Origin of the sequence: Luteolibacter luteus (genome assembly GCF_012913485.1) — a bacterium.
Lineage (GTDB): Bacteria > Verrucomicrobiota > Verrucomicrobiia > Verrucomicrobiales > Akkermansiaceae > Haloferula > Haloferula lutea.
Genome location: NZ_CP051774.1, coordinates 4,050,891 through 4,076,126 on the forward strand (window position 1 = coordinate 4,050,891; position 25,236 = coordinate 4,076,126).

At 60.2% G+C, this 25,236-nt stretch carries 23 protein-coding genes; 11 read left to right on the forward strand and 12 right to left on the reverse strand.

Going from position 1 to position 25,236, the window contains the following annotated elements:
• Entirely contained in the window at positions 1–1,038 is a 1,038-nt protein-coding gene (locus HHL09_RS16670; protein WP_169455751.1) for a hypothetical protein, read from the reverse strand.
• Entirely contained in the window at positions 1,035–1,973 is a 939-nt protein-coding gene (locus tag HHL09_RS16675) for a hypothetical protein (protein ID WP_169455752.1), read from the reverse strand. Before HHL09_RS16675 ends, HHL09_RS16670 begins: the two co-directional genes overlap by 4 nt.
• A gap of 197 nt (positions 1,974–2,170) precedes the next feature.
• Between HHL09_RS16675 and HHL09_RS16680 the strand changes: the two genes are divergently transcribed.
• Positions 2,171–3,286, forward strand: a complete 1,116-nt coding sequence (locus HHL09_RS16680) for an SGNH/GDSL hydrolase family protein (RefSeq protein ID WP_240963645.1) — start codon at positions 2,171–2,173, stop codon at positions 3,284–3,286.
• 149 nt (positions 3,287–3,435) lie between these two features.
• Here the strand turns inward: HHL09_RS16680 and HHL09_RS16685 are convergent, their stop codons facing one another.
• Both HHL09_RS16685 and HHL09_RS16690 read right to left on the reverse strand, forming a co-directional pair.
• On the reverse strand, positions 3,436–4,953 hold the full coding sequence (locus HHL09_RS16685; RefSeq protein WP_205760865.1) for a glycogen synthase: 1,518 nt from the start codon (positions 4,951–4,953) through the stop codon (positions 3,436–3,438).
• Between the two features lie 318 nt (positions 4,954–5,271).
• Complete coding sequence (locus tag HHL09_RS16690) at positions 5,272–7,125, reverse strand: alpha-amylase family glycosyl hydrolase (RefSeq protein WP_169455754.1); 1,854 nt, start codon at positions 7,123–7,125, stop codon at positions 5,272–5,274.
• Between the two features lie 218 nt (positions 7,126–7,343).
• Between HHL09_RS16690 and HHL09_RS16695 the strand changes: the two genes are divergently transcribed.
• On the forward strand, positions 7,344–7,565 hold the full coding sequence (locus tag HHL09_RS16695; protein ID WP_169455755.1) for a hypothetical protein: 222 nt from the start codon (positions 7,344–7,346) through the stop codon (positions 7,563–7,565).
• Between the two features lie 32 nt (positions 7,566–7,597).
• Complete coding sequence (locus HHL09_RS16700; protein WP_169455756.1) at positions 7,598–8,806, forward strand: NAD(P)/FAD-dependent oxidoreductase; 1,209 nt, start codon at positions 7,598–7,600, stop codon at positions 8,804–8,806.
• Here the strand turns inward: HHL09_RS16700 and HHL09_RS16705 are convergent.
• The 5 genes from HHL09_RS16705 to HHL09_RS16725 form a co-directional block, all read right to left on the reverse strand.
• Positions 8,803–9,207: a hypothetical protein gene (locus HHL09_RS16705; RefSeq protein WP_169455757.1), complete on the reverse strand. Its 405-nt coding sequence runs from the start codon at positions 9,205–9,207 to the stop codon at positions 8,803–8,805. The genes HHL09_RS16700 and HHL09_RS16705 overlap by 4 nt on opposite strands.
• 15 nt (positions 9,208–9,222) lie before the next feature.
• A complete protein-coding gene (locus HHL09_RS16710; RefSeq protein ID WP_205760866.1) occupies positions 9,223–10,086 on the reverse strand; it encodes a TIGR02587 family membrane protein in 864 nt (287 codons plus the stop codon).
• Positions 10,083–10,559 (reverse strand): MgtC/SapB family protein, encoded by a 477-nt coding sequence (locus HHL09_RS16715; protein WP_169455758.1) that lies wholly within the window; start codon positions 10,557–10,559, stop codon positions 10,083–10,085. The genes HHL09_RS16710 and HHL09_RS16715 overlap by 4 nt, the downstream gene beginning before the upstream one ends.
• A 106-nt stretch (positions 10,560–10,665) precedes the next feature.
• On the reverse strand, positions 10,666–11,169 hold the full coding sequence (locus HHL09_RS16720) for a ferritin-like domain-containing protein (RefSeq protein ID WP_169455759.1): 504 nt from the start codon (positions 11,167–11,169) through the stop codon (positions 10,666–10,668).
• A 337-nt stretch (positions 11,170–11,506) separates the two neighbouring features.
• Positions 11,507–11,866: a hypothetical protein gene (locus tag HHL09_RS16725; protein WP_169455760.1), complete on the reverse strand. Its 360-nt coding sequence runs from the start codon at positions 11,864–11,866 to the stop codon at positions 11,507–11,509.
• A gap of 223 nt (positions 11,867–12,089) precedes the next feature.
• Here HHL09_RS16725 and HHL09_RS16730 point away from each other — a divergent pair, with 223 nt between their 5' ends.
• Together HHL09_RS16730 and HHL09_RS16735 are read left to right on the forward strand one after the other, a co-directional pair.
• On the forward strand, positions 12,090–12,602 hold the full coding sequence (locus HHL09_RS16730; protein WP_169455761.1) for a fasciclin domain-containing protein: 513 nt from the start codon (positions 12,090–12,092) through the stop codon (positions 12,600–12,602).
• A gap of 174 nt (positions 12,603–12,776) precedes the next feature.
• Positions 12,777–13,217, forward strand: coding sequence for a DUF2383 domain-containing protein (locus HHL09_RS16735; protein WP_169455762.1), 441 nt, complete (start codon positions 12,777–12,779; stop codon positions 13,215–13,217).
• Positions 13,218–13,278: 61 nt separating this feature from the next.
• Here HHL09_RS16735 and HHL09_RS16740 read toward each other — a convergent pair whose 3' ends face one another.
• A complete protein-coding gene (locus tag HHL09_RS16740; RefSeq protein WP_169455763.1) occupies positions 13,279–14,076 on the reverse strand; it encodes an SDR family oxidoreductase in 798 nt (265 codons plus the stop codon).
• 30 nt (positions 14,077–14,106) lie between these two features.
• Positions 14,107–16,416, reverse strand: a complete 2,310-nt coding sequence (locus tag HHL09_RS16745) for a hybrid sensor histidine kinase/response regulator (RefSeq protein ID WP_169455764.1) — start codon at positions 16,414–16,416, stop codon at positions 14,107–14,109.
• A 461-nt stretch (positions 16,417–16,877) separates the two neighbouring features.
• Between HHL09_RS16745 and HHL09_RS16750 the strand changes: the two genes are divergently transcribed.
• The 6 genes from HHL09_RS16750 to HHL09_RS16775 all read left to right on the forward strand — a co-directional run bounded on the left by HHL09_RS16750 (position 16,878) and on the right by HHL09_RS16775 (position 23,142).
• A complete protein-coding gene (locus tag HHL09_RS16750; RefSeq protein WP_169455765.1) occupies positions 16,878–17,210 on the forward strand; it encodes a hypothetical protein in 333 nt (110 codons plus the stop codon).
• A 167-nt stretch (positions 17,211–17,377) separates the two neighbouring features.
• Positions 17,378–17,833 (forward strand): DUF3224 domain-containing protein, encoded by a 456-nt coding sequence (locus tag HHL09_RS16755; RefSeq protein ID WP_169455766.1) that lies wholly within the window; start codon positions 17,378–17,380, stop codon positions 17,831–17,833.
• 165 nt (positions 17,834–17,998) lie between these two features.
• Positions 17,999–18,553 (forward strand): MBL fold metallo-hydrolase, encoded by a 555-nt coding sequence (locus HHL09_RS16760; RefSeq protein WP_169455767.1) that lies wholly within the window; start codon positions 17,999–18,001, stop codon positions 18,551–18,553.
• Between the two features lie 123 nt (positions 18,554–18,676).
• Positions 18,677–21,016: an AI-2E family transporter gene (locus tag HHL09_RS16765; protein WP_169455768.1), complete on the forward strand. Its 2,340-nt coding sequence runs from the start codon at positions 18,677–18,679 to the stop codon at positions 21,014–21,016.
• A gap of 383 nt (positions 21,017–21,399) precedes the next feature.
• A complete protein-coding gene (locus HHL09_RS16770; RefSeq protein ID WP_169455769.1) occupies positions 21,400–21,852 on the forward strand; it encodes a response regulator in 453 nt (150 codons plus the stop codon).
• A gap of 90 nt (positions 21,853–21,942) precedes the next feature.
• On the forward strand, positions 21,943–23,142 hold the full coding sequence (locus tag HHL09_RS16775) for an MFS transporter (protein ID WP_169455770.1): 1,200 nt from the start codon (positions 21,943–21,945) through the stop codon (positions 23,140–23,142).
• A gap of 7 nt (positions 23,143–23,149) precedes the next feature.
• On the opposite strand, the gene HHL09_RS16780 is transcribed toward HHL09_RS16775, so the two are convergent.
• Complete coding sequence (locus HHL09_RS16780) at positions 23,150–25,222, reverse strand: FAD-dependent oxidoreductase (protein WP_169457784.1); 2,073 nt, start codon at positions 25,220–25,222, stop codon at positions 23,150–23,152.
• Between the last annotated feature and the right edge of the window lie 14 nt (positions 25,223–25,236).

The following is a 25,236-nucleotide window of genomic DNA, read 5'->3' on the forward strand; positions in this document are numbered from 1 at the left end:
CTATTCCTCCGCGTTCTTCTTCGCGGAGTGCCGTGCTTTCAGTCCGAGGACGATCCCGAGCAAAGCGGGCGGTGCGAGATAGCGCATCGGATTGCGCGACGGACGTGGAGGGCCTGGCGCAAAGATGAGTTCGTGCGTGGGGCAATCCGGAACGGCCGCATGGAGTGCTTCCATCTGCGATTCGATCGGACGGGTGAGGTCGATCTTCACCACGCTCGACATCTGTCCGAGGTTCGCGATGTGGGCGGTGAGTTGAAGTCCGAGCCCGGTGCGGAGGTCCACTTCGAGATGGGTGCCTTCGGAGGATTTCACTCCCTCAAGGTGGAAGCCGACGAAGGCGCGGTCGTGCCACGAGTAGATCGAGAAGCTGGGCAGGGAATCGTAGCAGAAGACTTCCAGCTTGCCGGGCTGTGGCGCTTGCTTGGCCAGGATGTTTGGAAGAGCCGGCGATGGAAGGCGGCTCTTGGAGGCGGTCCGGGCGAGATACTCCAAGGTGCCGCGGATGGACTGGCGGTTCTCCTCGGGGCCTTTCTTGTTTTCGCGATCGCGACCGCGGCGGGTGACCGAGGGAGAGAAAGGGTTCAAAATGTAGATCCGGATGGTCCGGGATTTGGCTAGTGACTCCAGCATCGCAGGCTCAAGGCGATCCAAGGTCAGGTCATCGAGCCATGTTTCCACGATGACGGTTTCCGGAGAGCTGGCGATTCCCGCGGTCACTTCGTCGAAGGGAAGGCCCACGCTGGAGGAGCGGACTCCGCTGCGGTTCTTTGCATCAAGCCGCTCTGCCAGGCGTTCCGCGCGCTCGGCCTCGACAGCTTCGCGATATCGCCAGGTCACATAGCCGACCGCGACGGACACCACGTAGAGGATGGCGGCACCGGCGAGGCCACCGAAGATCTCGACCGCCACGCTATCGCGCTTCTCGCTATCCATGCGAAAATAGATGGCGATCATTAGGGCAATCATCACCAAGCTCACGATGGTGGCGGTCCGCAGGCCGATGCGGCCAAGCTTTGAGCGTGGGGAGAGTGAACTCATGGGAGGGAGTTGCGGAGGGTTGAGAAGTGGGTGTCCATCAGTTCTTCGAGGCCGGCTCCGGAGCCCTCGGCGAGTGCTGCTCCAGCCAGGATGAGGCCGGCGTTCTGCAGGACGGTGTCTCTGATGATGGGGGAAGCGCGTCCTTCTAACATGGCGACGAAGAGATCGACCGCGTCGCGAGGTGATGCCGCCTCATGAAAGGCGTCCATGTTTTCCGCGGCGTGTTGTGGTAGCAGGTTGAAATTCGCGTCGAGTTCCCGGGCTCCATCCCGGAAGAAGGCGATGCGGTTGTTCCCGGGGAGGATCTCGTCGATTCCGGCATCGGCGCGGACGATGCAGGCGGTCCGATTCAGCAGCACGCAGAGTTCGCTGAAACGTTGGAAGTAGATTTCCTTTGCAGCGCCGTTGATCTGCAGGAAGGGCTTGGTGTAGTTCGCGAAGGGGAAGACGATCTTGTAGAGATCCGGGATTCCTTCGTGATGAATGCGGCGGCGGGCTTGTCTCAATTCATCGCGATAGGCAAAACCCGCCTCGCTCAGGCGAAGGAACTTGAAGCTGCTTTCTGCGAGCGCTTTCGCGAGAGCGGGGGAGGCTGTTTCCCGCTGCCGGAGTTCAGCGATGAAATCCGAGCTGCCGATGTTTCCGGTGACCGCCCGAGTGCCCATCTTGACCACGGGAACGAAGCGCGCGGCGATGATTGCGGACATCGACGAAAGATTGATCGTTCCATCGCCGCCGGTGCCGAAGATGTTGACGTGCTTTGGAAAGTCTCTGGAGAGCTGCTTGTTTGCCTCAATGTGGAGGATGATCTCCGCGAGTTCTTCCGCCGCAAGACGATCCGGCCGGAGGGAGTAGAGCAATTGATAGTAGTCCTCCGCGCTCGCCGCCTCGCGGGTCTTGCGGAATTGCGAGAGAACTTCGGACCGAACGCTCATGGATGCTCTCCCGGAATGGGAGGATGCCAGATGTTCCCTTGTCCGGGAGGGGATGCAAGACGCGATAAAGTGCTGCCCGCCCGCCCGTTTTTTCCGTCGCTCCCGGATTCCGGTGAAACTCTTGTCACCCGAGAGGGGTTGAAAGGGCGAAGATCAGGAAGCCACTAACAGAAATGAAAGCCTTTTCATGGATTCTCATGGCCGTATCACTGGCGGCTGCACCGCTGCCTGCTGCCGACGCACCCGCGAGACCTCGCCGGGCCGCGGCCAAGCAAGAAGCAGCGAAGGAGCCGCCGCTCAAGTGGCGTGACGTAAAGGAGTGGGGCGTGGAAGGCCGGGCCTTCGGCGACATGGAGCGGAAGTCGTGGTTCGATCGCTTGCCTGCTCGCGCCGAGGGCAAGGTGACCAACCAGGTCTGGAGGCTTGGCCAGGACACCGCGGGGATGCTGGTTCGTTTCAAAACGGATGCCAAGGCCATCTGGGCAAATTATAAGCTGCGGGAAGCCCGGCTGGCTCAGCCGAATCTAACGGCCATCGGTGCCAGCGGACTCGATCTTTACGCCCGTGACGCGGAGGGGAAGTGGCGCTGGGTTGGAGTGACGAAGCCTGACAATCAAGAGGTGCGGCAGGCAATTGTCAGCGGCATGGCGCCGGGCTTCCGCGAATACATGCTCTATCTCCCTCTCTACAACGGGATCGAAAATCTTGAGATCGGCGTGGCCCCAGACGCGAAGTTCGAAGCCGTGGCGCCGCGCCAGGAAAAGCCGATTGTTTTCTACGGCACCTCCATCACGCACGGAGCAAGCGCTTCGCGTCCCGGCATGTGCCACACTGCGATCCTCGGTCGCCGCTTTGACCGGCATGTGGTCAATCTCGGCTTCTCCGGGAACGGCCGGATGGATGCAGCCGTGGGGGATTTGCTCGTGGAGATCGATGCCGCGGTTTATGTTATCGATTGCGTCCCGAACATGAACGCCGAAGCCGTGCGGGAAAAGTGCATCCCGCTGGTGAAACAACTCCGGGCGGCCAAGCCGGAGGTTCCTATTCTTCTAGTGGAAGATCGCCGGAACACGAACTCATGGGTGCTTCCGCAGCGCAATAGCCACCACGAGAAAAACCATGAAGCTCTGAAGGAATGCTTTGCTTCCTTGCAGGCGGAAGGGATTAAGAATCTCCACTATCTGCCCGGCGACAAGCTTCTCGGGGATGACGGTGAAGCTTCAACCGACGGCTCCCATCCGAGCGACCTTGGCTTTGTTCGTCAGGCAGATGTCTTCGAGTCCGTGCTGAGGCCTCTGCTTGGTGCCAAGTAAAGACGGCTCCGGTTTTTAAAGCTCCTCCCGTCGGGGGCGGATCAAGGTCTGGGGGAAACCCGGCCGCCCTCCGACGGGCGCTGCTCATGACATTCTCTAGATGTGGGATGGAGGCGCCCGGTTTAAAAAAATCGATTCTATTCCCCTCTTTAGATGAGCGGCCGTGAAGAAGCCGACGGAATCTCCGAGGCACGGCTGATCGGCCGGTCGGAGAGTTGCTCGTAAAGCTTGATGTAGGCGTCCGCGGTGGCACGGGGTGAGAAATCCTTCTCACTCTGCAGCATGATACGGCGGACTTCCCGTTCACGGTCCGCGGCCGGGCGGATGAAGAATCGGATCGCTTCATCGATGGCCCAGCGCAGGCCATTGCAATCATGGACTTCGAAGGAGAAGCCATTGCCCCTGTGATTGTCCGCATCCAGGTGGCTGACCGTATCCTGGAGACCACCGGTGCGGTGGACGATCGGGAGGCTGCCATACTTCAGGGCTACCATCTGGGCGAGACCGCAGGGTTCGTAGGCGGAAGGAACGAGGCAGAAATCCGAAGCGGCATAGGCCTGCCGGGAAAGTGTCTCGTTGAAGCCGCGCACGGCGATCCGATGGCGAAGGCCATGAAAGTCGGCGATATGCTCGAAGTGCGGGCGTGAAGGGCCATCGGCCACAAGGACAACTTGAAGCCCGAGGCCCCAGTAGTCGCTGACGAGGCGATAGAGGATATCCGAGAACAGCCCGCAGCCCTTCTGCACGGGATCGAGGCGTGATGGCCAGAAGAGCAGCGGCGCGTCGGCATCTTCTTCCAAGCCAAGACTCTTTTGCAGCGCGAGCTTGTTCGCCCGTTTCGCCTCGCGATGAGCTGCGGCATCATAAGGGTGCGCGATCTTGGTATCGATCTCCGGTGAGTAGGAAGCATCCGGGGAGTTGATGATACCGCTGGCAGCTCCGAAACGCTGCTTTCCGCGAAGGACATCCACCAGACCCCAGCCCTTCGGGTGGCGACCGTCCATGAGCTCTTCCAGGAAGGACGGGCTCACGGTATTCACCAGATCCGCAGCATGGACTCCGGATGCCATGAGGTTCACCGGATTATTGCTTCGGCTCTCACCATACGAAGAGGGGAACCGCGAATAGTGCAGAAGGTTCCAGAAACCCGCGGCGTCGATGCCGCGATCCTCGATGTTTTCGAGGGTCACCTTTTCGTCGTGGAGATTGTGCACCGTGAAAAGGCTGCGAATTCCCATGCTCCGCGCGGCCGCCGGAACCAAGGCTGTCATCCAATCGTGGCAATGCACGATGTCCGGTCTCACTTTCGGCAGCACGTTGTGGATCACATCACGCTGGAAGGCGAGGGCGGCCCGGAGGTTCGACTCCGGCGAGCCGTCGTAAACGGATCGGCGGTAGAAAAATTCGCGATCGTGACAAAGGTGAAGGCGCCGGGAAAGGGGCGACTTCGCTTCACTGAAAAGGCTCCGGAAGTGGGGCATCGCCACGCGTACGTCGATCCCGCGGTCGGCAAGTTCATCCACCAACAGGGTGCTGATATCCGCCAGGCCTCCTGCCTTTGCGCAAGGGGCACTCTGGCCGTTTTTGCCCAAGAAGCGGCTGCCGTTCAATTCCGGCGTTACGATCAGGATGCGTGGGCGCCGCGGCTTGGCGCGCTTGGCTCGCAATGGAGAAATTTGAGTCTCGGTGGATTGAAGGAGAGATGCCGACGCGAGCTTCGGGACCATGGTGGTGATAGGTGCAGTTGGGGTGCGGTCGGAGGAGCGGATGTGGATGCTTTCCACACCTCCCATCATTCCCCCCGACGCTGCGGACATCGGTTCTAGCTGGGACTGTGCCATGGCACCGGGGTCCGCGTGGTCCAAGCGGTGAACGTTGATGCACAGCGCGAGGCGTCCAAAGACCTCCGGAATACCAAGATGGCGCATAATCCGCCGCATTGCAAATCCCTGCCGGAGAGGTTGCACGGTGCAAGATGGCAGCACTCAATCCTGGCTCAAGATGACCAAGGCATAAGGCGGAAGTTGTAGGCCTCCGGTGACTGCCGGATATCCTGTCTCCTCGCGGCGCGCTTCGATTACGGTGAGGTCCGCATCGCCAAAATCCGGGCTGTAGCCGCTCCAGTCCGCATTGAATCGAACCTTCCACTCGCCCTCGGCCGGGAGGACCAATTCGTAGAAGTCGTGCGACACATGGGAGAGATTCAGGACGATAACCGTGCTATCCCGTGGGCCGCCCTCATGCCAGCGATGCCACGCCAGCACCTTCCCCTCATGGTTGCGGTGAAAGACGTCGACGTATTGACCGGTGAGGCCCTTGGTAAGACCCGAAAGATTGCGGCGCAGGCCGATAAGATCGCGATAGGCGAGGCGGATGCCCCGGAAAAGCCGGGCTTTTTCCCAATGCAAGGCTTCGTGGTCGTCAAACCAGCCATCCTCCAGGAACTCCTGTCCTTGGAAAATCATCGGCACGCCCGGTGAAGTGAGTACCACCCCGGCGGCTTGGAGACTGCGTCGCTGGGCCCACACGCTCGCGGGATTTTCGGGATCGATTTCGGACACCAGGCGTTGCTTGCCATTTGCCACCTCATCGTGGGACTCGGAGTAGATTACCCGGCGGAAGACATCGCCGGCGAAGGAAGGAATGATGGCGGAGATCATCGCTCCCGGATCGCGCGCATCGTCATCGGGGCCTTCCAGCACCGCGCGCAAGGGGTGGACAAAGCTGGCATCCCACTGGGAATCGAATCCTGCGCCGCCGTCATCCACCCACGCGGTGAGTGCTTCATTGCTACCGAGATCTTCCGCGATCGAAAGGGTACGGTGGGAGTGGAGTTTCAGGTCCTTGTTGATCCATTGGAGAACTTGCCAGCCCTCGGGCAAGTCCACCGATTCGTGGTGATCGTGACCCTTTGAACGGCGGATATAGCTGACCGCATCCATGCGCAGGCCATCGGCGTGGAATTCCTCGATCCACATCAGGGCATTGTCGCGAAGGTATTGGCGGACTTCTTCGCGACCGTAGTCGGGGCGGGTGTGACCCCATGGGGTTTCCGCGCGCCAGTCATTGTAGAAGTAGATTCCTCCCATCCCGTCCTCCGACCATCCGTCGAATTGCCAGAGGTCGAGGTTGTCCGGACCGAAGTGGTTGTAGACGACGTCGAGCAACACCGCGATGCCGTTGCGGTGCGCCTCGCGGATGAGAAACTTCAGTTCATCCGGTCCTCCGTAGGTGGCCTCCACGGCGAAGGGGTGGCACGGATTGTAGCCCCAGGAGGTCTCGCCCGGATATTCGGTCGGCGGCATGAGTTCGATCACGTTGACGCCGAGATCCTTCAGATAAGGCAGGCGACGGATCACCTCGCGGAAAGTGCCGGTATCTCCATTCTTCCTTCCTCCGAAGGTGCCGACATGGAGCTCGTAGATGACCGCTTCATTCAGACTGGGCGTCTCCCATGCTTCGTCTCCCCAGTCGAAGCTGTCCTTGTAGATGACCCCGTTCCCCGTTTCCGGATCGATGAGGCGGGCTCGGGGATCGACTTTGATCAAGGTTTGCCCGTCCCGGGAAATACGGAACTTATAGTGGTCACCCTCCTTGGCCTCAGGAACCAAAACACTCCAGAATCCACCTTCTTCGGAAATGAGATCGACCCCGCGCTCTTCCCACTCATTGAAGGAACCTATGACTGCCACAGTCTCGGCATGAGGAGCCCACACGCGGAAGCTGGTCCCTTCCTTGTGGGGAATCGCTCCGACGCCGGGATGAATGGAGGTATGGGGACGTTTGTGCTTTGGTGTGCGGGGCTTCGTTGCGCGGGAGTGGATTGGAGATGAATTCATGGCCTGCCGTTCTCGAAGCAAGGGGCATACCGCGGTAAGCAAATCGCTTGTTTGCAAGGAAGGGGAGGGTTCGCGAGAGCATCGTTCGTGCGAATTGCATGGGGTTTCGGAAGGCGGAACGGGCGATTTGCAAAAGGCGGAAAACGCCAAGTCCTTTCCCTTGCGGCTCATGGCGATGGAACGACCCTTGCTTGGTAAAAAGCAACCGGAGAGTCGTCATGAAGGAACGGATCATTCCAGCGCCCGAGACCATTTCCGCCCATGAGCAGGCTGCGGCTGAGATCACCGAGCTTCGCCGGAAGGGCATCCATTGTCATCTGGAGGAGAACAGTCACGCGGGAGGCCACTGCGTGGATGTGGTGGTGGATCCTGAAGGCCCGGTGGATGACGTGGTGCCGCCTCCTCCAGCGCGCTCCTATGTGAAACGGAGGAGCTCCTGATCTCCGGAGCCCTATTCTTAATTCCCCTCTGAATGGACCTCACCTCGGATCATCCCTATTGGCGGCTCAAGAATGGCATTTTGGCAAATTACCCTCCTCTGGATCGAGATCGACGTTGCGATATTGTGATCCTTGGGGCTGGGATTACCGGTGCCTTGATCTCCGAGGCGCTGACCGCGGATGGCCATGAGGTGATCGTGCTGGATGGGCGGGAAGTGGGAACCGGCAGCACCAGTGCCAGCACGGCGTTGTTGCAATACGAGATCGACACGCATCTCACCGACCTGACGGCCATACACGGGGAGAAGCATGCCCGCATGGCTTACCGCGCCTGCTACGAGAGCATCGATTTGCTTGAGGAGCGGATCTCCGGCTTGGGTCTTGAAGCATGCCACTTCACGCGAAAGGATAGCGTCTACTTGGCTTCCCGGAAGAGGGATGTGCCGGTGCTTCGCGAGGAAGCCGCAGCCCGGATCAATGCAGGCATCGAGGTCCATGAGTGGAGCGCTTCCGATGTTATGGAGCATCTCGGCATCTCCTATCCCTCGGCCCTGCACTCCCCGCAGGCTGCGGAGGTGGATGCCTACCGCTTGGCTCACGGGATGTTTTGCAGGACCTTGCAGCGCGGCGGCTTGATCTTTGATCGCACCAAGGTCACCGGCATGGAGGTGGACGGAAGCGGTGTCGTCCTTTGCACGGAACGCGGCTTCAAGGTGCGCGCCAAACGGCTGGTGGTGGCGATGGGTTACGAGACCGAGCAGCTCTTCGATACCGCGAAGCTGGTGAATCTGCGCAGCTCCTTTGCGATCGCCTCAGAGCCTCTGGACGAAGTGCCGAACTGGTGGCGGCGCTGCCTGCTTTGGGAGACTGCGCGGCCTTACTTCTACCTGCGTGGCGATAGCGATGGACGTGCGATCATCGGCGGGGAGGATGTCGCTTTCCGGAATCCTCCCGCGAGGGATCGCCTGATACACAGGAAATGCCGGCGGCTGGAGCAGCGGTTCCACGAACTCTTTCCGCAGGCAAACATGGAGACAGCCTATTCCTGGGCAGGAACCTTTGGTGAGACGGAAGACGGGCTGGCTTACATCGGCACCTATCGGAAGCATCCGCTGTGCTATTTCGCGCTCGGCTTTGGCGGAAACGGGATCAGCTACAGCATCATTGCCGCCGAGATCATTCGCGCTGCCTTGAAAGGGACACCGCATCCCTATGCGGAGGTCTTTCGCTTCGAGCGCTAGGGCACTTCATATCCGGAGATCCGGGCCTCCAGCTTCGCGGGATCCTGATCGGGTGGAAAGATGGCTCGTCCTTCCCGCATGGCACCGCGCGGGACGAAGTCGAAGTTGACGGTGGCGTTCTTTCCCTGTGCGGAAGAGGTGTCGGTGACCTCCACGGTCACATTGACCGCCACGGTTTCGCCGCGATTGATGATGTGGATGGGGACGCGGAGTTGCCCGTCTTCGGTCTTCGCATCTCCCTTCACGATCTCCAGTCGCGCGGGGCCCTCCTTCCAGCGTAAGGTGTCGACTCCGAGGAGCACGATGATCGCGCCGACCAGAAGGGTGCTGAAGGTGAAGACCGTCCATTCCAAGGCGTTCTTTCCCTCGGACGGCTGGTCGGTGTTCCGGTTCTGGTTCATGGGAATGAAAAGGCTTCATGCACCCGGCGGCCTGACCTGTAGCAGCAGGCGTCCGGCAGAGGCACCGAGCACTGCAGGCACCCCGATGACGATGGTCTGCGCGAGGATCATCCGCAACGGTTGGCCGTCAAACTGACCGAAGAAGAAGAGGCACGCAGCTCCTGCCGTCAGGGCGACCGCGTAGGTGGTGATCACCCCGCGCGCGCTTGCAAGAAAGGAATCGCGCGCCACATGAAGGTGATGACCCTGGATCTCCGCGAAGTGGAGGACCAGTCCGCCGAGCGCGAGTGAGCAAAGAGCCAGCAACAGCAGATTGCCCGGGCGGCTCTCCATGGCAATCACCTGGATCTCTTCGGTAGGAGCCACGTTTGCAGCGAAGAGGACCGCCCCGCAGAGGGCAATCGCGGCCTGCGGGAGGTAGCCTTCGGAGCCGCGGCCATCGTCTCCGGATAATCCTTCGTCACCATCGTCGTCCGCGCCCAACTGCGCGGTACCGACCGATACGCCGATAGCCACGGTCATCGCTTCCATTGTGATTTTCCCCGAGATTTCGGAGAGATCCATTCCTGAGTCGATCCGTCCGGTAATCCAGAGAATTGCCGCCGCGATCACAACTCCGATGCCCATTTCCTCCACCGAATCAATGGCCACTTCGACGATGCTCGCATCCCGTCGCAAGCCAGCGAAACGGTTGTAGAGAATCAGCAGGATGAAGGTGGCGAGGATGTAGAGAAGGATCCGACCGGGATGAAGCACGAAGCCGGTCCACCAGACCTCCATGGTGTAAAGCAGAGGCAGGGAAAACATCAGGCCGCCAGCGATCCCGCGGCCATACTCGCGGGCGGATTGGGGAATGCTGCGGCTATGGCTGAAGTTCACGCGTGTCCTCCGGGCGGATGGTCCACGGGCTTCTCCAGCTTCTCTTTCAGCCAGCCGAGCACATGGAGAACGACAAAGATCAGCACGGTTATACCGCAGGCGACCAGGTAGTATTGCAGCCCTACCATCATGCCCACCGCTGCCGTCACGAGGATGGAGGCGGCAGTAGTCAGGCCCTTCACCCGCTCTTTCCCCCGTGAAACGAAAATCGTGCCCGCTCCCAGAAAGCTCACGCCGGTGACCACGGCCTCGATCACGCGGATCGGATCAAAGCGCATTTGCTCGTGGCCCCCTCCATCAAAACGCATCACGAACAACTCTCCGAGAATCACGAACAATGCCGCACCCAAGCCAACGAGCATGTGCGTGCGAATGCCCGCCGATTTTCCGGCAGCTTCACGCTCCCATCCGAGGATACCGGATAGGCAGATGGCGAGCGAAGCACGCGTCAGGACGTTCAACTCGAAATCCATGATGATGATTCAAGCTCACCCTTTCCACGCCATCCTGTCCTTTGCAAGGACACGATTAAGCCGGGCCCGCACGTGCGAACCCGGCCCGGGCCACCGCACCTCGAAGTCAGTGAAGGGCTTCCTCATTGACGCCGGAGCGGAATAGGCCGCCGGTGGCGATGCGGGTGATGGTTTGGTCGGCGTTTCCTTCTTCCTCGAGGGTTTTCCCCAGGGTTTTGACGTCGTCGTGATAGCCGAGGCAGTCGGCGAAGGCCTTGGCCACGCCGTAGGCGGCAATTTCATAGTGCTCGACCCGGTTCGCACAGGCGATCAGGACGGCGTCGCGGACGCTGCCCGGGGAGGTGTCAGGGATGTGCTTGCCCGCTTCCTTGATCAAGCCGCGCATGGCATCGCACTCCTCGCCTTCCGGATTCAGGCCATGGCGGTCGAAGATTTCCTGAAGCCGCCTCTGCTGTTCCTTCGTTTCCTGAAGATGGTGGTTGAAGGCGTCGCGGAGCTCTTCATGCGAAGCATGGGCCGCCATCTCCGGAAGTGCGGCAATGAGTTGTTTTTCCGCGCTGTAGAGGTCCCGGAGTTGGTCGATGTACAGTTGTTCGAGATTCGTGATCATGACTCTGCGTTGGATTGGCACCCGGAGCATCCGGGCAGAGAGATCTTTCGCAGAAGATATGCCGGGCGGATTTCGTTGGTAATCCAATCATGAACGCGCTGCCCGCGTGCAGCGTGCATCCGGTCTCTGCGCAGGCTGCAATGGCTGGCTTGCCCGTACACAGGAAGGTCACCGGGGTCTAAAACCCGGTGACCCCACACCTGACGGCGTGTGACGGAATAGTCGGGCGGCCGACTCCCCCCCAGACTCAGTCACCCTCTTCCTAGAGGACAGGTCGGGTGGATTGCCGAACGCGCAAGGGAAAAGCCGGTGACAAATTCCCGCAAATTACCCGCGATCAAAGCATTGCCGCCACTAAAGAAGGGTCGCGGAGCACCACGTCCTTACAAGAAGGCCAGGACTCCACGGCATCTAGGAGAGCATCCTTGGCTTCTTCGATGTGGCCGCGCTTCATCAAATCCCGACCGAGAGTGGCGTAAAAGCCGGCCGCCATCATCCGCTCGATCATGCCAAGGCTGCGGAGTTGACGTGCAGTCAGGCGGCCCTGCTCCCATGCTTCCATCGCGACGCAACAGCGCAGTTCCAAACGCAATACCGGAGGCATGGCGCGGAACTCGGCAGCCAGTGATCCCAGCTCTTCCAACGCCTCATCCCACAGACCGAGCTCGGCATATCCTTCGGCGGCACAAAAACCCATGCTCGACCCTAGGCTGAGGTCTCCGGTGGTCAAGGGGGCTTCTTCCTAACAGACTTACGTGGTCTCCCTTAGGGATAATCGGATACCATCGCCCCGGTCTCCTGTGGCTGCAAGCGAAGGTCCGCCTTTTGCCAACTTTCCCGTGACATCGGCTACATGCTCTCCGTGGGTTTCATCGCGAGGACCAGCGCCTCGCATCCGAACCAACAAAGGAGGAACCTTTATGAAGATACTTTTCATCGCAGCAGCGCTCATCGCCGTGGCTCCGCTGTCCTTGGTCACCAGCGACGCTCAACAGAGGTCCCACGAAGCTCCCGCCAAGTCGGGAAATGTGGCGAGCGTGATCGCTGGCCAGTCCGATCTCACCGTGTTCTCTACATTGATCGACGCCGCTGGCATGCGGAAGCAGCTTTCCGACGGCGGTCCCTACACGATTCTGGCACCTACCGACGACGCTTTCCAATTGCTAGGGGAGGGGGCGCTTGAGAAACTGCTAATGCCGGAGAACCGGGAAAAGCTGCTTGCGATGATCCGCTACCACATCATCCCCGTCCGGATGGAAGCCTCGGCGATCCGCACGGGCGAGATGAAGACCTTGCAGGGTAGCAAAGTCGCCATTGATGCGGATTCCAGCGCGATCTGGATCGGTCGGGCTGAGATCATGAGGCCCGATGTCCGCGCCGGGAACGGGGTGATCCACGCCATCAACATGGTCTTGGAACCTGACGTGGAGTGAGCGGCAACCGTGCATTCGGCCATCCGCTGCTCCGAAACGATGATTGAAAATGCAATGAAGCTTCTTATCGCAAGCGCCGGTAGGGCTCCTGTGACTTCCTGATTTCCAGTGATTTCATGCTTCGGAGGGCCTCCGGCGCGGAAACTGTGAAGGAAGTCTAAACATCGATCTTTTATGACTGCCACCTTCGACCAATGCATCGACATCTCCAACAGCCTCCTTCGCGGTGAGTTGTCGGCCGTCGAGACCTACACGCAGGCCCTGCAGAAATTCAGCCGCAAGCCGGAGCATGCCATCCTCGAGTCGATCCGTGCTGACCACAGGGACAGCGTCCAGCGTCTCCGAGCCCACATCGATGATCTGGGGGTTCAACCGGACATTAGCTCCGGTGTGTGGGGCCAGTTCGCCAAGGCGGTGGAGGGGTTCGCGAAAGTCTTCGGTCATACCACGACATTGATGGCCTTGGAAGCGGGCGAGCTTTCGGGAATCGATGATTACTACTGCGCGCTCTCGGATCCGGAGGTGATGGACGACATCAAGGACGAGATTCGGACGGTCCTGTTGCCTCGACTCGAGAGGCACTTGGACTCCTTGCGGGTGCTGCGAGCACGTTGAAGCCTTTCCCTGAACATGGAGCCGCAGGTAGGAAACTGCCGGCGGCTTTTTAGTAACGACTTCAGCCTTGGAGCAAGGACTGGGCACCTTCGATGAAGATCTCCGTGCCCGTAATGTGCGAGGACGCATCAGACGCGAGAAACCAGACGAGCTGAGCGACCTGACCCGCGGTGCCGGGATTCCCGTCGGAGAGCGGGACGTCACCCTCGGGGAACTCCACGGGCAGGCGCAGTCCCTCCAGATTGCGGTGCTCGGTGGCCTCCTCGATGTTTGTTTCGATCGCTCCGGGGCACACGACGTTGACCCTCACCCGATCCTTGGCGAGTTCCAGCGCCATCATTTTTGCGAAAGCAACTTGGGCCGCTTTCGAGCACGCGTAAGCGGTCGCGCCGGTGTTGCTGAACATGCGGGTGCCATTCACGGACGAGATCACGATGATCGAGCCTCCGCGAGCCTTGAGCAGGGGCAGGGAAAGCTTGGTGCTGAGATAGGTGCCACGCAGGTTGATGCGGAGTGTCTCATCCCACTCTTCGGTCCGGAGTTGTTCGAGCGGTGCCCAGACGCCATTCACCCCGGCGTTTGCCAGGAGGATGTCGAGATGTCCCCAGCGTGAGAGGATCGTGGCGAAGGCAGCAGTCATCGCCGACTCATCGCCGACATCCGCGGTGACAATGAAGTGGCCTTCGCCGCCGCCGCCAATCTCTTCCAGCACCTTCTGCAGCGGCTCCGGGGATCTTCCGAGCAGCGCAATCTTTGCTCCCGCGTGCGCGAGCAACTTTGCCGAAGACCTTCCGATGCCCGAACCTGCTCCCGTGACCAAGGCGGTCTTTCCTTTCAAGGTGTCCTCTCCGATTCTCATGGTGCCTTTCCTTCGCAAGGCACATGCCACTCATTCACGGCGTGGCTTGAGGATCTCAAGCAGCTCGCGGAGGTCGATCGGACTCACCGGCTTCACAAGATGCTCGTCGAAGCCAGCCTCGCGGGACAAGCGTCGGTCCTTTTCCTGTCCCCATCCGCTGAGCGCCACCATCGTGATCCCATCGCCGGATGGCAGCGCACGGATGTGGCGGGCTGCCTCAAAGCCGTCCATGCGCGGCATGCCGAGATCCATGAGGATGAGATCCGGTGCAAAGCTCTTCGCCAATTCCACGGCATCCGCGCCATCATAAGCGACGCGGACCTCGCGGCCTTCCATTTCGAAGAACATCCCAAGGATGTCCGCCGTGCTCCGCCCGTCATCCACCACCAGAACCCGCCGCCAGTGACCGGCAGGGGACCCCATCGTCTCAATCTCTTCCTGGCCCGGCAATTCTGCCGAAAGGCACTCGGGCAGACGCACGGTGAATCGGCTGCCCTCTCCGGCACCGTCGCTATGGACTTCGATCTCGCCGCCGTGAAGTTCGACAAGGCTCTTCACAAGTGTAAGGCCGATTCCAAGTCCATCCTGTCTTGCTTGGTCCGTCTGGACAAAAAGATCGAAGATGTGCTCCTGCTGGTCCGGTTCGATCCCATTCCCGTCATCCTCGATCGTGATCCACGGGCGGTTGCCATCAGTGCCATGGGAAAGCCTGATGTGACCGCCGGGCGGTGTGTATTTGGCGGCGTTCGAGAGTAGATTCGATACGACCTGAGCCATTCGGTTGGGATCGGTCTCGATGATGATGTCGCAGGGTGCGGGCACGTTCTCGAAGTGATGTCCGTATTGCCCAATGTAAGGTTCGGCTGCTTCCACGGCGCTTTCCAAGACGTCGCGCAGGCGCACGGCAGATTTCTTGAGAAGGATCTTCCCGGTGTTGATCCGCGTCATGTCCAGGAGATCATCGATCAGATGGACCATCTGCTTGGTCTGTCTTTCCATCATCGAGGTGAGTCGGGAGATCTCGGCCGAGTCCGTTTGCGAGCGGATCAATTCCAAGCCGGTAAGAATAGGTGCGATCGGATTGCGAAGTTCATGGGCAAGGGTTGCAAGAAACTGATCTTTCTTCCGCAGCGACTCGCGTTCTTCGGTGATGTCGGTGTGGGTTCCGAACCACAGGCGGAGCAGGCCTTCCTCATCGCGGATCGGTAGCATCTGGCATAGATGCCAGCGGTACTCACCATCGTGGCGCCGCAGCGTGAATGCTTCTTGGAACGGTTCCCCGCTTTGAAGAGAGCTGGCGAACGCATTCATCGCTCCCGGGCTTTCGCCTTGGCCATGAAAGCTCTTCCAGTCCTCCGCCGCAGCCGTGCCGCGCACGGTGCCGGTATAGTCATACCAGCGTTGATTGAACCAGAAGATGCGACCATCCGGGCGGGCCATCCACGCCAACTGCGGGATTGAGTTCGCCAAAGTCCGGAAAAGCTCCTCGCTCTGGCGCACTGCTCCTTCCGCCACCTTGCGATCGGTCATGTCGATCATGGACCCGATGTAGCCCGCGAACTTTCCGTCCAAGCCCTGTCGTTGGACAGCGGTGTCTAGCAGCCAGCGGTATTCGCCATCGGTGCGCCTTGCCCGGTATTCCACGGTCCGGCCCTGATGCTGGTGATGGGCTTCCAAGAGTTGCGTCCGGATCTCAGCGAGGTCTTCCGGATGTACAGCCCGGGACCAATCTTCGAGCGGATCTCCACTTGGCGGGCTGCCGCTGAATTCATGCCACGACTTGCTGAGGTAGCTGCGGCGTCCATCCTTGCCGGCGAGCCAGACCATTACCGGTGCATGGTCCGCCATGTTCCGGAAGCGCTCCTCGCTTTCGCGCAGCCGATCTTCGATAACGCGGTGCCCGGTGACATCCCGTGAAATGGCGAGGAACTGGAGTTCTTCCCCTTCAGTCGCGGGGAGGGCGACTAAAGCGACGTTCCACCAACGGCGTCTACCGGTGCAGGTCAAAGCGCAATCCTCCAATCGGCCCACGTCGCCCGAAAGAGCAGCATCAAGGGCAAGCCGTGCCCCTGTGAGCCCGCTTTCATTCTCCCATAGCTCCAGCCACGACCGCCCTTCCAAATCCGCAGGCTGCCCGGCTTCCATCAACTCGAGGCCCTTGGGGCTGACCCAAATGATTCGCCCGGCTTGATCCAGAATCTTGATGCAGTCCGGGCTGTTCCCGACGATGGCAGAGGTGAGCTTGTCGCCTTGCCCAAGCGCAACGCGCGATTCCCGTTCGCGGTGGCTTCCCCCGCGGGACGTCTTTGGGAGGTCTTCATTTTTGGAATCGGAGGACATCGCGTGGGATCACATGGGGTGCCTCCCCCGGTTTTCTGGAGCGAGCAGATGCAAAGTGCATTTCCAGCCAAGGGGAGACATGCAAAACACCTTTGGCACGGTGATCTTCAACAGAGGTGGTGGCGTCTGTTAGGGGCCGCTTGCCCGTGGAGCGAGAGTATCTCGTGGCGGGTGTCCTCTTTAGTTGGATCACTTTCATGACGGCGGATTGCGAAAGTATTGCCGGGATCCGCTTTCCCTCAGGTGCAGCCGCGCAGGAGAAAAAGGATCAAGAGAACCGGGATCGGTATGCCCAGCAGCCAAAGAAGAATCCAACCGATCTTTCCGGGTTCCGAGGGGGAACCCATGCCTTTAGGGTTTTGTTTCATCCCCTCGGTTTTCGCATGAGCCGTGCCATGGCAGGATGACTGATGGCGCGTTTCCTGATAGGGATGGCTTCGAACACCAATCCAATCCTCATCATGAAATCAAAAGCCATCCTGATCCTCGCCGCTGCCGCTGCCATCACAGGCGGTGCTTTCGTGGATCTGCGCGCACAGACACCAGCACCGGCGAACTCTCCCGGCACCAAGCTCGCTTATCCTTACGGCCAGGAGTGCATCGTCACCGTCGATCCCCAGGCTGCACGGAATGTCCCGGTAAACGCCCAACCCGAACCCTCCGGTTTCCAGCCGGACGGAACCTTGCGGGGGCAGCTCATTTATCTTTCCGACGAATGGTGCGTCCTGAAAGACGGAACCTTCGAAAACTGGATACCGAGGACAAAGGTTCTAACAATCCGTGCGTCCAAGTGAGAGGGCAAGCGGGTGCCGCATTGCATTAGCCACTTCTGGAGTCGTGCAGATTACCGCGATCAACTGCCAGCTCCGGCATGACTCGGGCCGCTTGCGGCTGAATTGCAGAATCCGTGAGACAATCCTGGCATGGATTCCCGTCTGCTAAGGAAACCATCCATCATCACATGAGCTCATTTGCCAACGCGACATTCAAAATTGAATCTTGGGACGAGCAGCCTATTCACGAAGGTGACGGCCTGCCGAAGCTGGCGCGCGTCACTGCACGCCTGACTTACAAGGGAGACATCGAGGGAGAGGGGATAGTGGAGTATCTGATGGCTTACCATGAAGGCGGTGCCACGACCTTCATCGGCTTGGAGAGGATCCAAGGAGGCATCGCCGGATACACCGGCAGCTTCGTCCTTCAGCACTCCGGCACGCATCAGGACGGAAGTGCGAAGTCTTCCTTCAGCGTGGTACCGGGCTCCGGAACAGGCAGACTCGCGAGCCTCAGCGGCCACGGGGAGTATGCGGCAAGCGATTGTGAGGCCCCTCTTACGATGCATTACGACATCGACGGCGTTGACGAGCATAGGGACACCGTCCTTACCACGCCGCCCTTGGTACGAAACACTCCCTGAGGCTAGCTGCTTGCAGGGAAATCCTGGTGGGGCATCATGAATGGCATGAAGCAGATCGCACCCGGTCTCTGGATCCTCCGATATCCTTTAAAAGTCGTGGGAACCGATCATGGGCGCACCGTCACGATCATCCGGCTTTCGACGGGGAATCTGATCATCCATTCCATGGCTCCTTTTACAGCCGGGGATGTCTCAGCAATCCGGGAATTGGGTGAACCCCGCTGGCTGGCCGAGGCAATGCTCCTGCATGACACCTATGCGGCTGAGGGTCCGGCACATTTCCCGGGCTTGCCCATGCTCGGCCCCGCCGGCTTCGGAGAGATCGTGAAGTTCGAGGTAGATCCCTTGCTGCCAGAGCCGGAGGCTTGGGGCGGTGAGGTGAAGGTGCTGCGCTTGGAGGGAGCACCGAAGCTGGAAGAGCATGTCTTTCTCCACGTGCCGTCCCGCACTTTGATCGTAGCGGATCTCATCTTTAATTTTCGCACCGACGAGACTGGCTGGAACCGCTTCTTCCATCGCCACATCGCGGGATTCCATCGCTATCCGGGGATGAGCCGGATCTTCCGATGGTTCGTGTCGGACAACGAAGCTTTCCGCAGGTCTCTCGAAGAGGTGATGTCGTGGGATTTCGACCGGATCATTCCCGGACACGGGGAGCCGATTGAAAGTGGAGGCAAGGAGCTGCTGCGCCGTGCGATGGGCGAGGCCGGCTTCCTCTAAAGAATGCAAATAGCCCGGTGGAATTTTTTAGCTCTCATGCACTTTGCACCGTAAATCCCGGGGAGTGCCTAGGAATGCCGAATGCACGGTGCGGCATCCTTCCTGCGAGGAGTAGCGGTCTCCATGGCCAGCACTCCTCTGCCCGCGCTACCGCCGCCCCGTCGTCATCGCTCCGCTGCTGACGCACTCTCTACCATTCGGGCGGTGACTCTGACCTCGGCGATCATCGCCGGGCTCTACCTTGGCCAGGATTTCCTAATCCCTCTGGCTTTGGCGGTGCTGATCACCTTTCTCCTGTCGCCCTTCGTGACCAAACTGGAGCGCTGGATTGGAAACGTGGGGGCGGTGATCGCGACGATGACCCTGATTCTCGGTGGTACTCTTGGCTTGGGGTGGGTCTTGGGGAACCAAGCCGTGGATCTCGCCAACCAGTTCCCCGGCTATAAAGAAAATATCCGCGCGAAACTCCATGCCTTCGAAGTCCCCAGCGGCGGGGTGCTTGATCGCGTCTCGCAAACGGTGGAAGAGCTTAAGAAGGATTTGCCAGGCGTCGGATCCAAGGATGATGAAGATTCGAAGACGGCCGATGGGGCCCAGGAGGGGGGACCGATGCCGGTGAAAGTGGTCGAAACCCCGGACTCAACCCCGTTCCAGATGATGAAATCGATGGCGGCACCCATCCTGGGTCCGTTGGGAACGGCCGGCTTGGTCTTGCTGCTAGCCACCTTCATGCTGCTGAAGCGGGACGACCTTCGCGCCCGGTTGATCCGCTTGATTGGTCAAGGAAAGATCAGCGCGACGACCCGTGCCCTCGACGATGCCAGCACCCGGGTCCGGCGTTACCTGCTGATGCAACTCGTGGTGAATGTCACCTATGGCATTCCCTTGGCGATCGGCCTCTACTTTATCGGAGTTCCGAATGCGATCCTGTGGGGAGCCTTGGCGGCGGTACTACGATTCATCCCGTACATCGGACCGTGGATCGCGGCGGCTTTTCCGATCCTGCTGTCCTTGGCCGCCTCCCCGACCTGGTGGACACCCTTGCTGACGATGGGCCTCTTCGTGGTGCTCGAGCTGATCAGCAACAATGTGATGGAGCCATGGCTCTACGGATCCAGCACCGGAGTATCTCCGGTGGCGTTGATCGTGGCGGCGGTCTTCTGGACCTGGATGTGGGGTACGGCGGGTCTCGTACTTGCCACGCCCTTCACGGTTTGCCTGGTGGTGATGGGGCGGCATATCCCGCAGCTTTCGTTCCTCAGTGTCGTCCTGGGTGAGGAGGAAGCTCTGACTCCGGCGGAGGATTGCTATCACCGGATGTTGAGGCAGGGGGAGCATGACGAAGAGGAATTCGTCGATTCCTATTTAAGGACAAAGCCGCTGGAGGAACTTTATGATGCCGTTCTCGTTCCGGTGGTAGCTTCCGCCGAAGAGGACCATCGCCAAGGCATGATCGACAGCGAGCAGCGAGACCGCATCGCGAAGTCGACCGCAGACATCATCGAGGATCTTCGTGAGCGGGAGCATCCGACCGAGGAGGCCGAGGCCCTGCCCCGGTGTCGCGTACACTGCATCCCGGCCCGGGCCGAACGCGATGAATTGGCGGGTGTCATGCTGGAGCACTTGCTGGATGTGAAAGGCTTCGATGCAAGTCACTCGCCCGACCGCCGGAGCGCGGGAGAACTCATCAAAGAGCTGGAGAAGAGGATGCCGGATCTTGCCTGCATCACCGTCGTGGCACCGTCCATCGCACTGCACGCGAGAAATCTCTGCCAAAAGATCCGCGCCGCCTTGCCGGAGCAAAAGATCATCGTTTGCCTGTGGGGGGCGAATGGGGACGGCGCCGAGGATATCAAGTCGCTCAAGGAGGCCGGCGCCGAAGATGTCGTGAAATCCTTGGCTGACGCGGTGTCCTGGTGCGAGCGCTTCGCGGTGCGGTTGGCCGCGCATCGGGAAGGCCCTCCGATCCCGGACAATGAAGAGGAGCGGCTGCTAACACTCGATAAGCTCGGCTTGATCAATCCCGATCGCGAACCGGTGCTTGATCATGTCACTGCAAAGATGTCGCGCGTCTTTGAGGTTCCCGTGGCCGCGATCACTTTGGTCGATCGCGAGCGCCAGTTCTTCAAGGCTTACACCGGTCTCCCGGAAGAACTTGCCGAGGAACGCGAGAGTCCTCGCGATCTGGCGGTCTGTAGCCATGTCGTGGCGGCAAATTCGGTGGTGGTGGTGGAAGATTTGAAGCGCGACCGCCGCTTCGTCGGAAATCCCTTGCTGGTAAAGCACTCGCTCCGCTTCTACGCAGGTGCCCCAATCCGCTCGGCGAATGGGCACGTACTCGGGGCACTTTGCGTAATGGATACCGAGCCAAGGAGGTTTACAGTAACCGAAAGACGCCTATTGGAACAAAACGCCGCCGAGGTGGCCGAAGAAATCGAAAGATTGGCCGCCACTGAGGCATAGGGCATTTTGCAGCGTGCCTTCTGCATCGCGGATTGCACTTTTCCGGGACTCTTTGCAATGTTCGGAGAAGGTCACGAAACCCGAAGTTTTCGAAATTTCTTTCTCTATCAATGGTTTAACACCGCGTGCCAAAATTCGCACGCCTTCTGCTAATATCTCACCTGTCGCCCGAGGGTATCAATGCAGGCTGGGTGTGCGCCCGCGAGCGACCTCACAACATACGACCCCGGCGGCGTGGATGATCCGACTTTAGGGCAGCTCGGAACCCGCGCCGCCGGGGCGCTTTTCAGGAAGCGCATTTCTTGAATAGTGCGCTCCTACTTTTGTGACTTTCCGGCATTTCCTTGAAAAGCGTCGGCTGCTTGCTACGAAGGAGATTGCCCATGCCCCTAGCAGTCCAGCCTGCGATTCCTACGCGGGAAACCGACCCATCCCCTGACGAGGACACTCCTTTGGAGCGGAGCCGCGTGCTGGTGGTGGAGGATGGGCGAAACGCAGCGGATATCCTCGCGATGTTTTTCCAGATGGAAGGCCACGAGGTGTCAGTTGCCTACGACGGGGTGGAAGCTGTTGATGTTTCGGCGGTTTTTCGACCTCAGATCATCTTTCTCGATATCGGGATGCCCCGGATGGATGGCCTTGAAGCTGCCCGCCGGATCCGCCGCCAGCCGGGCGGCCGGGAAATTGTCATCGTGGCCCTGAGTGGCTTGGATCAGGACGAGGACAAGAAGCACTGTGCAGAGGCGGGCTTTGACTGCCACTTGGCGAAGCCAGTATGCCCGACCGAGCTGCGCGCGGTCTTCAAGCGCTTTCAGGAGCGGCTGGCGCGCCTCTGATCCGCCTGATGAGCAAAAATCCGGGTCCCGGGGCTTGCGCGGCGGAGAGTTCAGTGCGACGGAAGCGCCCGCCCTTAAACAGGCGCTTGAATGATGGATTCCAGCCGCGGCGTCTCCGAACGCACCCTTCTGCTGCTGCTCGCCTGCGTGCAGTTCACCCACATCATGGATTTCATGGTGATGATGCCCTTGGGTCCCCAACTGATGAGGGAACTCGGAATTTCCGCGGCTGCATTCGGGAACATCATCTCCGCCTTCGCGATCACCGCCGGGGTGGCGGGCTTGATCATGGCGCCGTTTTCGGATCGCTTTGATCGCAAGAGGCTTTTGCTGTTCTGTTACGCCGGGTTTGCCCTGGGCACATTGGCCTGTGGCCTTTCCACCACGCCCGGAATGCTGATGGCAGCGCGCGCGATGTGCGGTGCCTTCGGTGGCATCAGCAGCGCGACCTTGCTCACCATCGTGGCCGACGTGGTGCCCGCGGAGCGCCGCGCGCGGGGGATGGGCATCATCATGACCGCGTTCTCGGTGGCTGCAGCGCTCGGGGTGCCGCTCGGCCTGAAGCTGGCGCAGTGGTGGAAGTGGGAGGCGCCTTTCCTCGTCATCGCGGCGTTGGCAGCGCTGGTCTGGGTCGTCTTGGCCAAGGTGCTGCCCCCGGTGCGCGGGCACCTTGATCGCGTCGATGCGGATCACCGGAGAGATTTCCTCGGCCTGCTGAAGGATGGCAATGCCTGGACCGGCATCCTGCTGATGGTGGCATGCGTGATGGGGCACTTCATGGTCATCCCGTATCTCTCGCCCTATCTGGTGGGAAATGTGGGCCTGGCGGAAGAGCACCTTTTCCTCGTCTATCTGGTGGGCGGGGTGGTCACCATTTTCACGGGGCCCTTCGTCGGCAGGATGGCGGATCGCCACGGGCGGTTCCTCGTCTTCTGTATCCTGATCGCTTTTGCCTGCGGAATCATCTTCCACATCTCCACCTCGGGACCTCTGCCGCTGTGGCACATCCTGCTGAATGCCGCGATCTTCTTCATCTTTGCCAGCGGGCGTTTCATTCCCGCGCAGGCCGTGATCTCGCTCGCTGTCCCTTCTTCCAGGCGCGGTGCTTACATGAGCCTCGTCTCTTGTGCCCGGGACCTTGCCTCCGGTGTCACCGCGGCGATCGGCGGCATGATTGTGGTCAAGGGGCCCGGAGTTTCGCTCCTGCACTTCGATCGCTTGGGGATCATCGCGATCACGATCAGCGTTTGCAGCCTCTTGGTCTTCCGATTGGTGAAGGTGGCAGAGTGACGGGCCTTCAGTCCCCGCTTTTCTCCGGGGCTGCCGGGAAGCTCACCGCATCTGCCACCACGTAGCCATCGGCATCCTTGTTGGAAAGGACCACTCCCTCGGTGGCAGCTCCGGTGAAGGGAAATGCACCGAGGTCGTTCCATATGCCACCCTTGCTTCGTTGATCGACGCGCAGCGTGGTGCTGCCGTCACGGTGACGGATCTCGACCGCCGCATTGGAGGCGCGGTTGCCATCCTGGGTCCAGCGCAGACGCACCGCGCGCATGCCGGAGCTGCCAGGCGGGAGATGGAAGAAAACCTCCTTCTCTCCCCGGGCGGCGTTGCCATCGTGGAGGTAGCCGTTGGCGATGGATCCGGGGCTGGCCGAGGAAGAGGTCCATTCTCCCTTGATGGTAACCAGCGTGGCATTGGAATTGTCCACCACATCGGCAGGCAGCTCGGGAGGCACGGTCGCAAGAGCCTGGCCCGCCGCAAGCAAGCGCGGGCGCAGTTCCTCGTAGCGGATCGACTGCACCGAAGTGTCATTGTCTAAGGCAAGATCCGCTGCGATCGATGCGCTCTGGCCCAGCACCATGAAGACCGGTTCCATGCGGATCGATCCGAAGGCCATGTGCGTGGCGGACAAGCTCCAGGGAACCAGCAGGTTTTCGCATTCGCCCTGCTTGGGGATCAGCGAGCGGTAGGACACCGGATAGGGCTTCACGCCATGGAGTTGCACGTCTCCTTCGTTCTTCACCATGCCGTTCTTCATGACCCGCTGCACATGGTGGGAATCCATCGAGTAAGCGGCCATGCCGACGGAATCCGGCACGACCTGCCCTCCGGTGCAGTGCTTCTGGTTCATTACATGATCCGAAACCATCCGGCGTGCTTCGCGGACGTAGAGCTGCCAGGGCCAATGCCCGTTGTCCGTGAACTCGTCCTTGGGCAGACCCCATCTCGAAGTGGACTCCCGGAGCTTCGCTGGCACGCGCGGGTGGTTTTGCAAGGTCCACAAGAGGCCGCGCTGCCAGTTCTCATGCTGCTTGGCCAAGGCCTCCCGTTCCTTGTGATCGAGTGTGGTCCAGTCCCACCCCTCGCCATGATTCTTTCCAATGAAGTCGGTGGAGATGCCGCCCGTGTTGTTCGAGTCGGTCTTGCGATTCGGCACCAGGTCATGCTTGAAGAAGCCGGATGCCTGGCCTGCTTCGATCGAGCGGAAGAGCAGTTCGTAGTCCGCTTCCCGGTAGCCTTCAGGCTTGTCGATCTTCACGCGATTCCCGGGCACATCGGTTAGAACCATGCGGAAGCAGTAAGCCTGCAGCTTCTTGTCCGCACTGCCATCGGCTCCGCCTGCATCGGGATTCACACCGGAAAGCAGGCCGCTCGCCGGGTCACCGGGCTTGTTGTAGGGGTCGATGCCATCGACGAGCTGGTTCTTCGTGGATCTCTCCAGCTGGATGCCGCTTTCGGTTTCGCCATGGGTTCCATTTGCCTCGCGCCCGGTGGTGAAGCTGACCCCTGCTCCAGGCAGCAGGTCGCCTTCGTAGCTCGCATCGATGAACATTTTCCCTGGGAATTCGCGGCCGTCTTCCATGCGGAGCTTCGCGATGCGCTTGCCTTGGAGGATCACTCCTTTCTTTAGATCCAGTTTGCCCTCGATCACCGTCACCTTGGCTTCGGCCAGCATGGCACTGAAGATCGCCTCCGCGACCCTTGGCTCAAAGACTGATGCGATCTCCAGGCTGTCGTTGAAAGCTGGTCCGCCTTGCCCTCTGTTTCCAAAAGATCCCCGCGTCTCCTGCGTCCAAGCCCCTTGCTCCTGATAGTGACGATAGGTGCGATGGTAGAACTCCCGGCTCAGGCCCCCGAGGATCGAACTGTTGCCCAGATCGGTCCATCCCAGCCCGCTCGTTGTGAGTCCGCCGAGATGTTTCGTCGGGGAAACGAGCACCACGCTGCGGCCATCCCTCGCTGCCTGTACCGCAGCCGTGATGCCTCCCGAGGTGCCGCCATAGACCACGATGTCATGGGCCGCCGGTTCCGCGGCGAAGGCGGTGGAAAGAAAGAGTCCGGCGAGGAAAGTCGGGAGCGGATGCATCACGGGTATACGGT

Coding starts and splice junctions, on each gene's coding strand:
- HHL09_RS16670 (WP_169455751.1), bottom strand. CDS start 1,038: ATGAGTTCACTCTCCCCACGCTCAAAGCTTGGCCGCATCGGCCTGCGG.
- HHL09_RS16675 (WP_169455752.1), bottom strand. CDS start 1,973: ATGAGCGTTCGGTCCGAAGTTCTCTCGCAATTCCGCAAGACCCGCGAG.
- HHL09_RS16680 (WP_240963645.1), top strand. CDS start 2,171: ATGGCCGTATCACTGGCGGCTGCACCGCTGCCTGCTGCCGACGCACCC.
- HHL09_RS16690 (WP_169455754.1), bottom strand. CDS start 7,125: ATGAATTCATCTCCAATCCACTCCCGCGCAACGAAGCCCCGCACACCA.
- HHL09_RS16695 (WP_169455755.1), top strand. CDS start 7,344: ATGAAGGAACGGATCATTCCAGCGCCCGAGACCATTTCCGCCCATGAG.
- HHL09_RS16700 (WP_169455756.1), top strand. CDS start 7,598: ATGGACCTCACCTCGGATCATCCCTATTGGCGGCTCAAGAATGGCATT.
- HHL09_RS16705 (WP_169455757.1), bottom strand. CDS start 9,207: ATGAACCAGAACCGGAACACCGACCAGCCGTCCGAGGGAAAGAACGCC.
- HHL09_RS16715 (WP_169455758.1), bottom strand. CDS start 10,559: ATGGATTTCGAGTTGAACGTCCTGACGCGTGCTTCGCTCGCCATCTGC.
- HHL09_RS16720 (WP_169455759.1), bottom strand. CDS start 11,169: ATGATCACGAATCTCGAACAACTGTACATCGACCAACTCCGGGACCTC.
- HHL09_RS16725 (WP_169455760.1), bottom strand. CDS start 11,866: ATGGGTTTTTGTGCCGCCGAAGGATATGCCGAGCTCGGTCTGTGGGAT.
- HHL09_RS16730 (WP_169455761.1), top strand. CDS start 12,090: ATGAAGATACTTTTCATCGCAGCAGCGCTCATCGCCGTGGCTCCGCTG.
- HHL09_RS16735 (WP_169455762.1), top strand. CDS start 12,777: ATGACTGCCACCTTCGACCAATGCATCGACATCTCCAACAGCCTCCTT.
- HHL09_RS16740 (WP_169455763.1), bottom strand. CDS start 14,076: ATGAGAATCGGAGAGGACACCTTGAAAGGAAAGACCGCCTTGGTCACG.
- HHL09_RS16745 (WP_169455764.1), bottom strand. CDS start 16,416: ATGTCCTCCGATTCCAAAAATGAAGACCTCCCAAAGACGTCCCGCGGG.
- HHL09_RS16750 (WP_169455765.1), top strand. CDS start 16,878: ATGAAATCAAAAGCCATCCTGATCCTCGCCGCTGCCGCTGCCATCACA.
- HHL09_RS16755 (WP_169455766.1), top strand. CDS start 17,378: ATGAGCTCATTTGCCAACGCGACATTCAAAATTGAATCTTGGGACGAG.
- HHL09_RS16760 (WP_169455767.1), top strand. CDS start 17,999: ATGGCTCCTTTTACAGCCGGGGATGTCTCAGCAATCCGGGAATTGGGT.
- HHL09_RS16765 (WP_169455768.1), top strand. CDS start 18,677: ATGGCCAGCACTCCTCTGCCCGCGCTACCGCCGCCCCGTCGTCATCGC.
- HHL09_RS16770 (WP_169455769.1), top strand. CDS start 21,400: ATGCCCCTAGCAGTCCAGCCTGCGATTCCTACGCGGGAAACCGACCCA.
- HHL09_RS16775 (WP_169455770.1), top strand. CDS start 21,943: ATGATGGATTCCAGCCGCGGCGTCTCCGAACGCACCCTTCTGCTGCTG.
- HHL09_RS16780 (WP_169457784.1), bottom strand. CDS start 25,222: ATGCATCCGCTCCCGACTTTCCTCGCCGGACTCTTTCTTTCCACCGCC.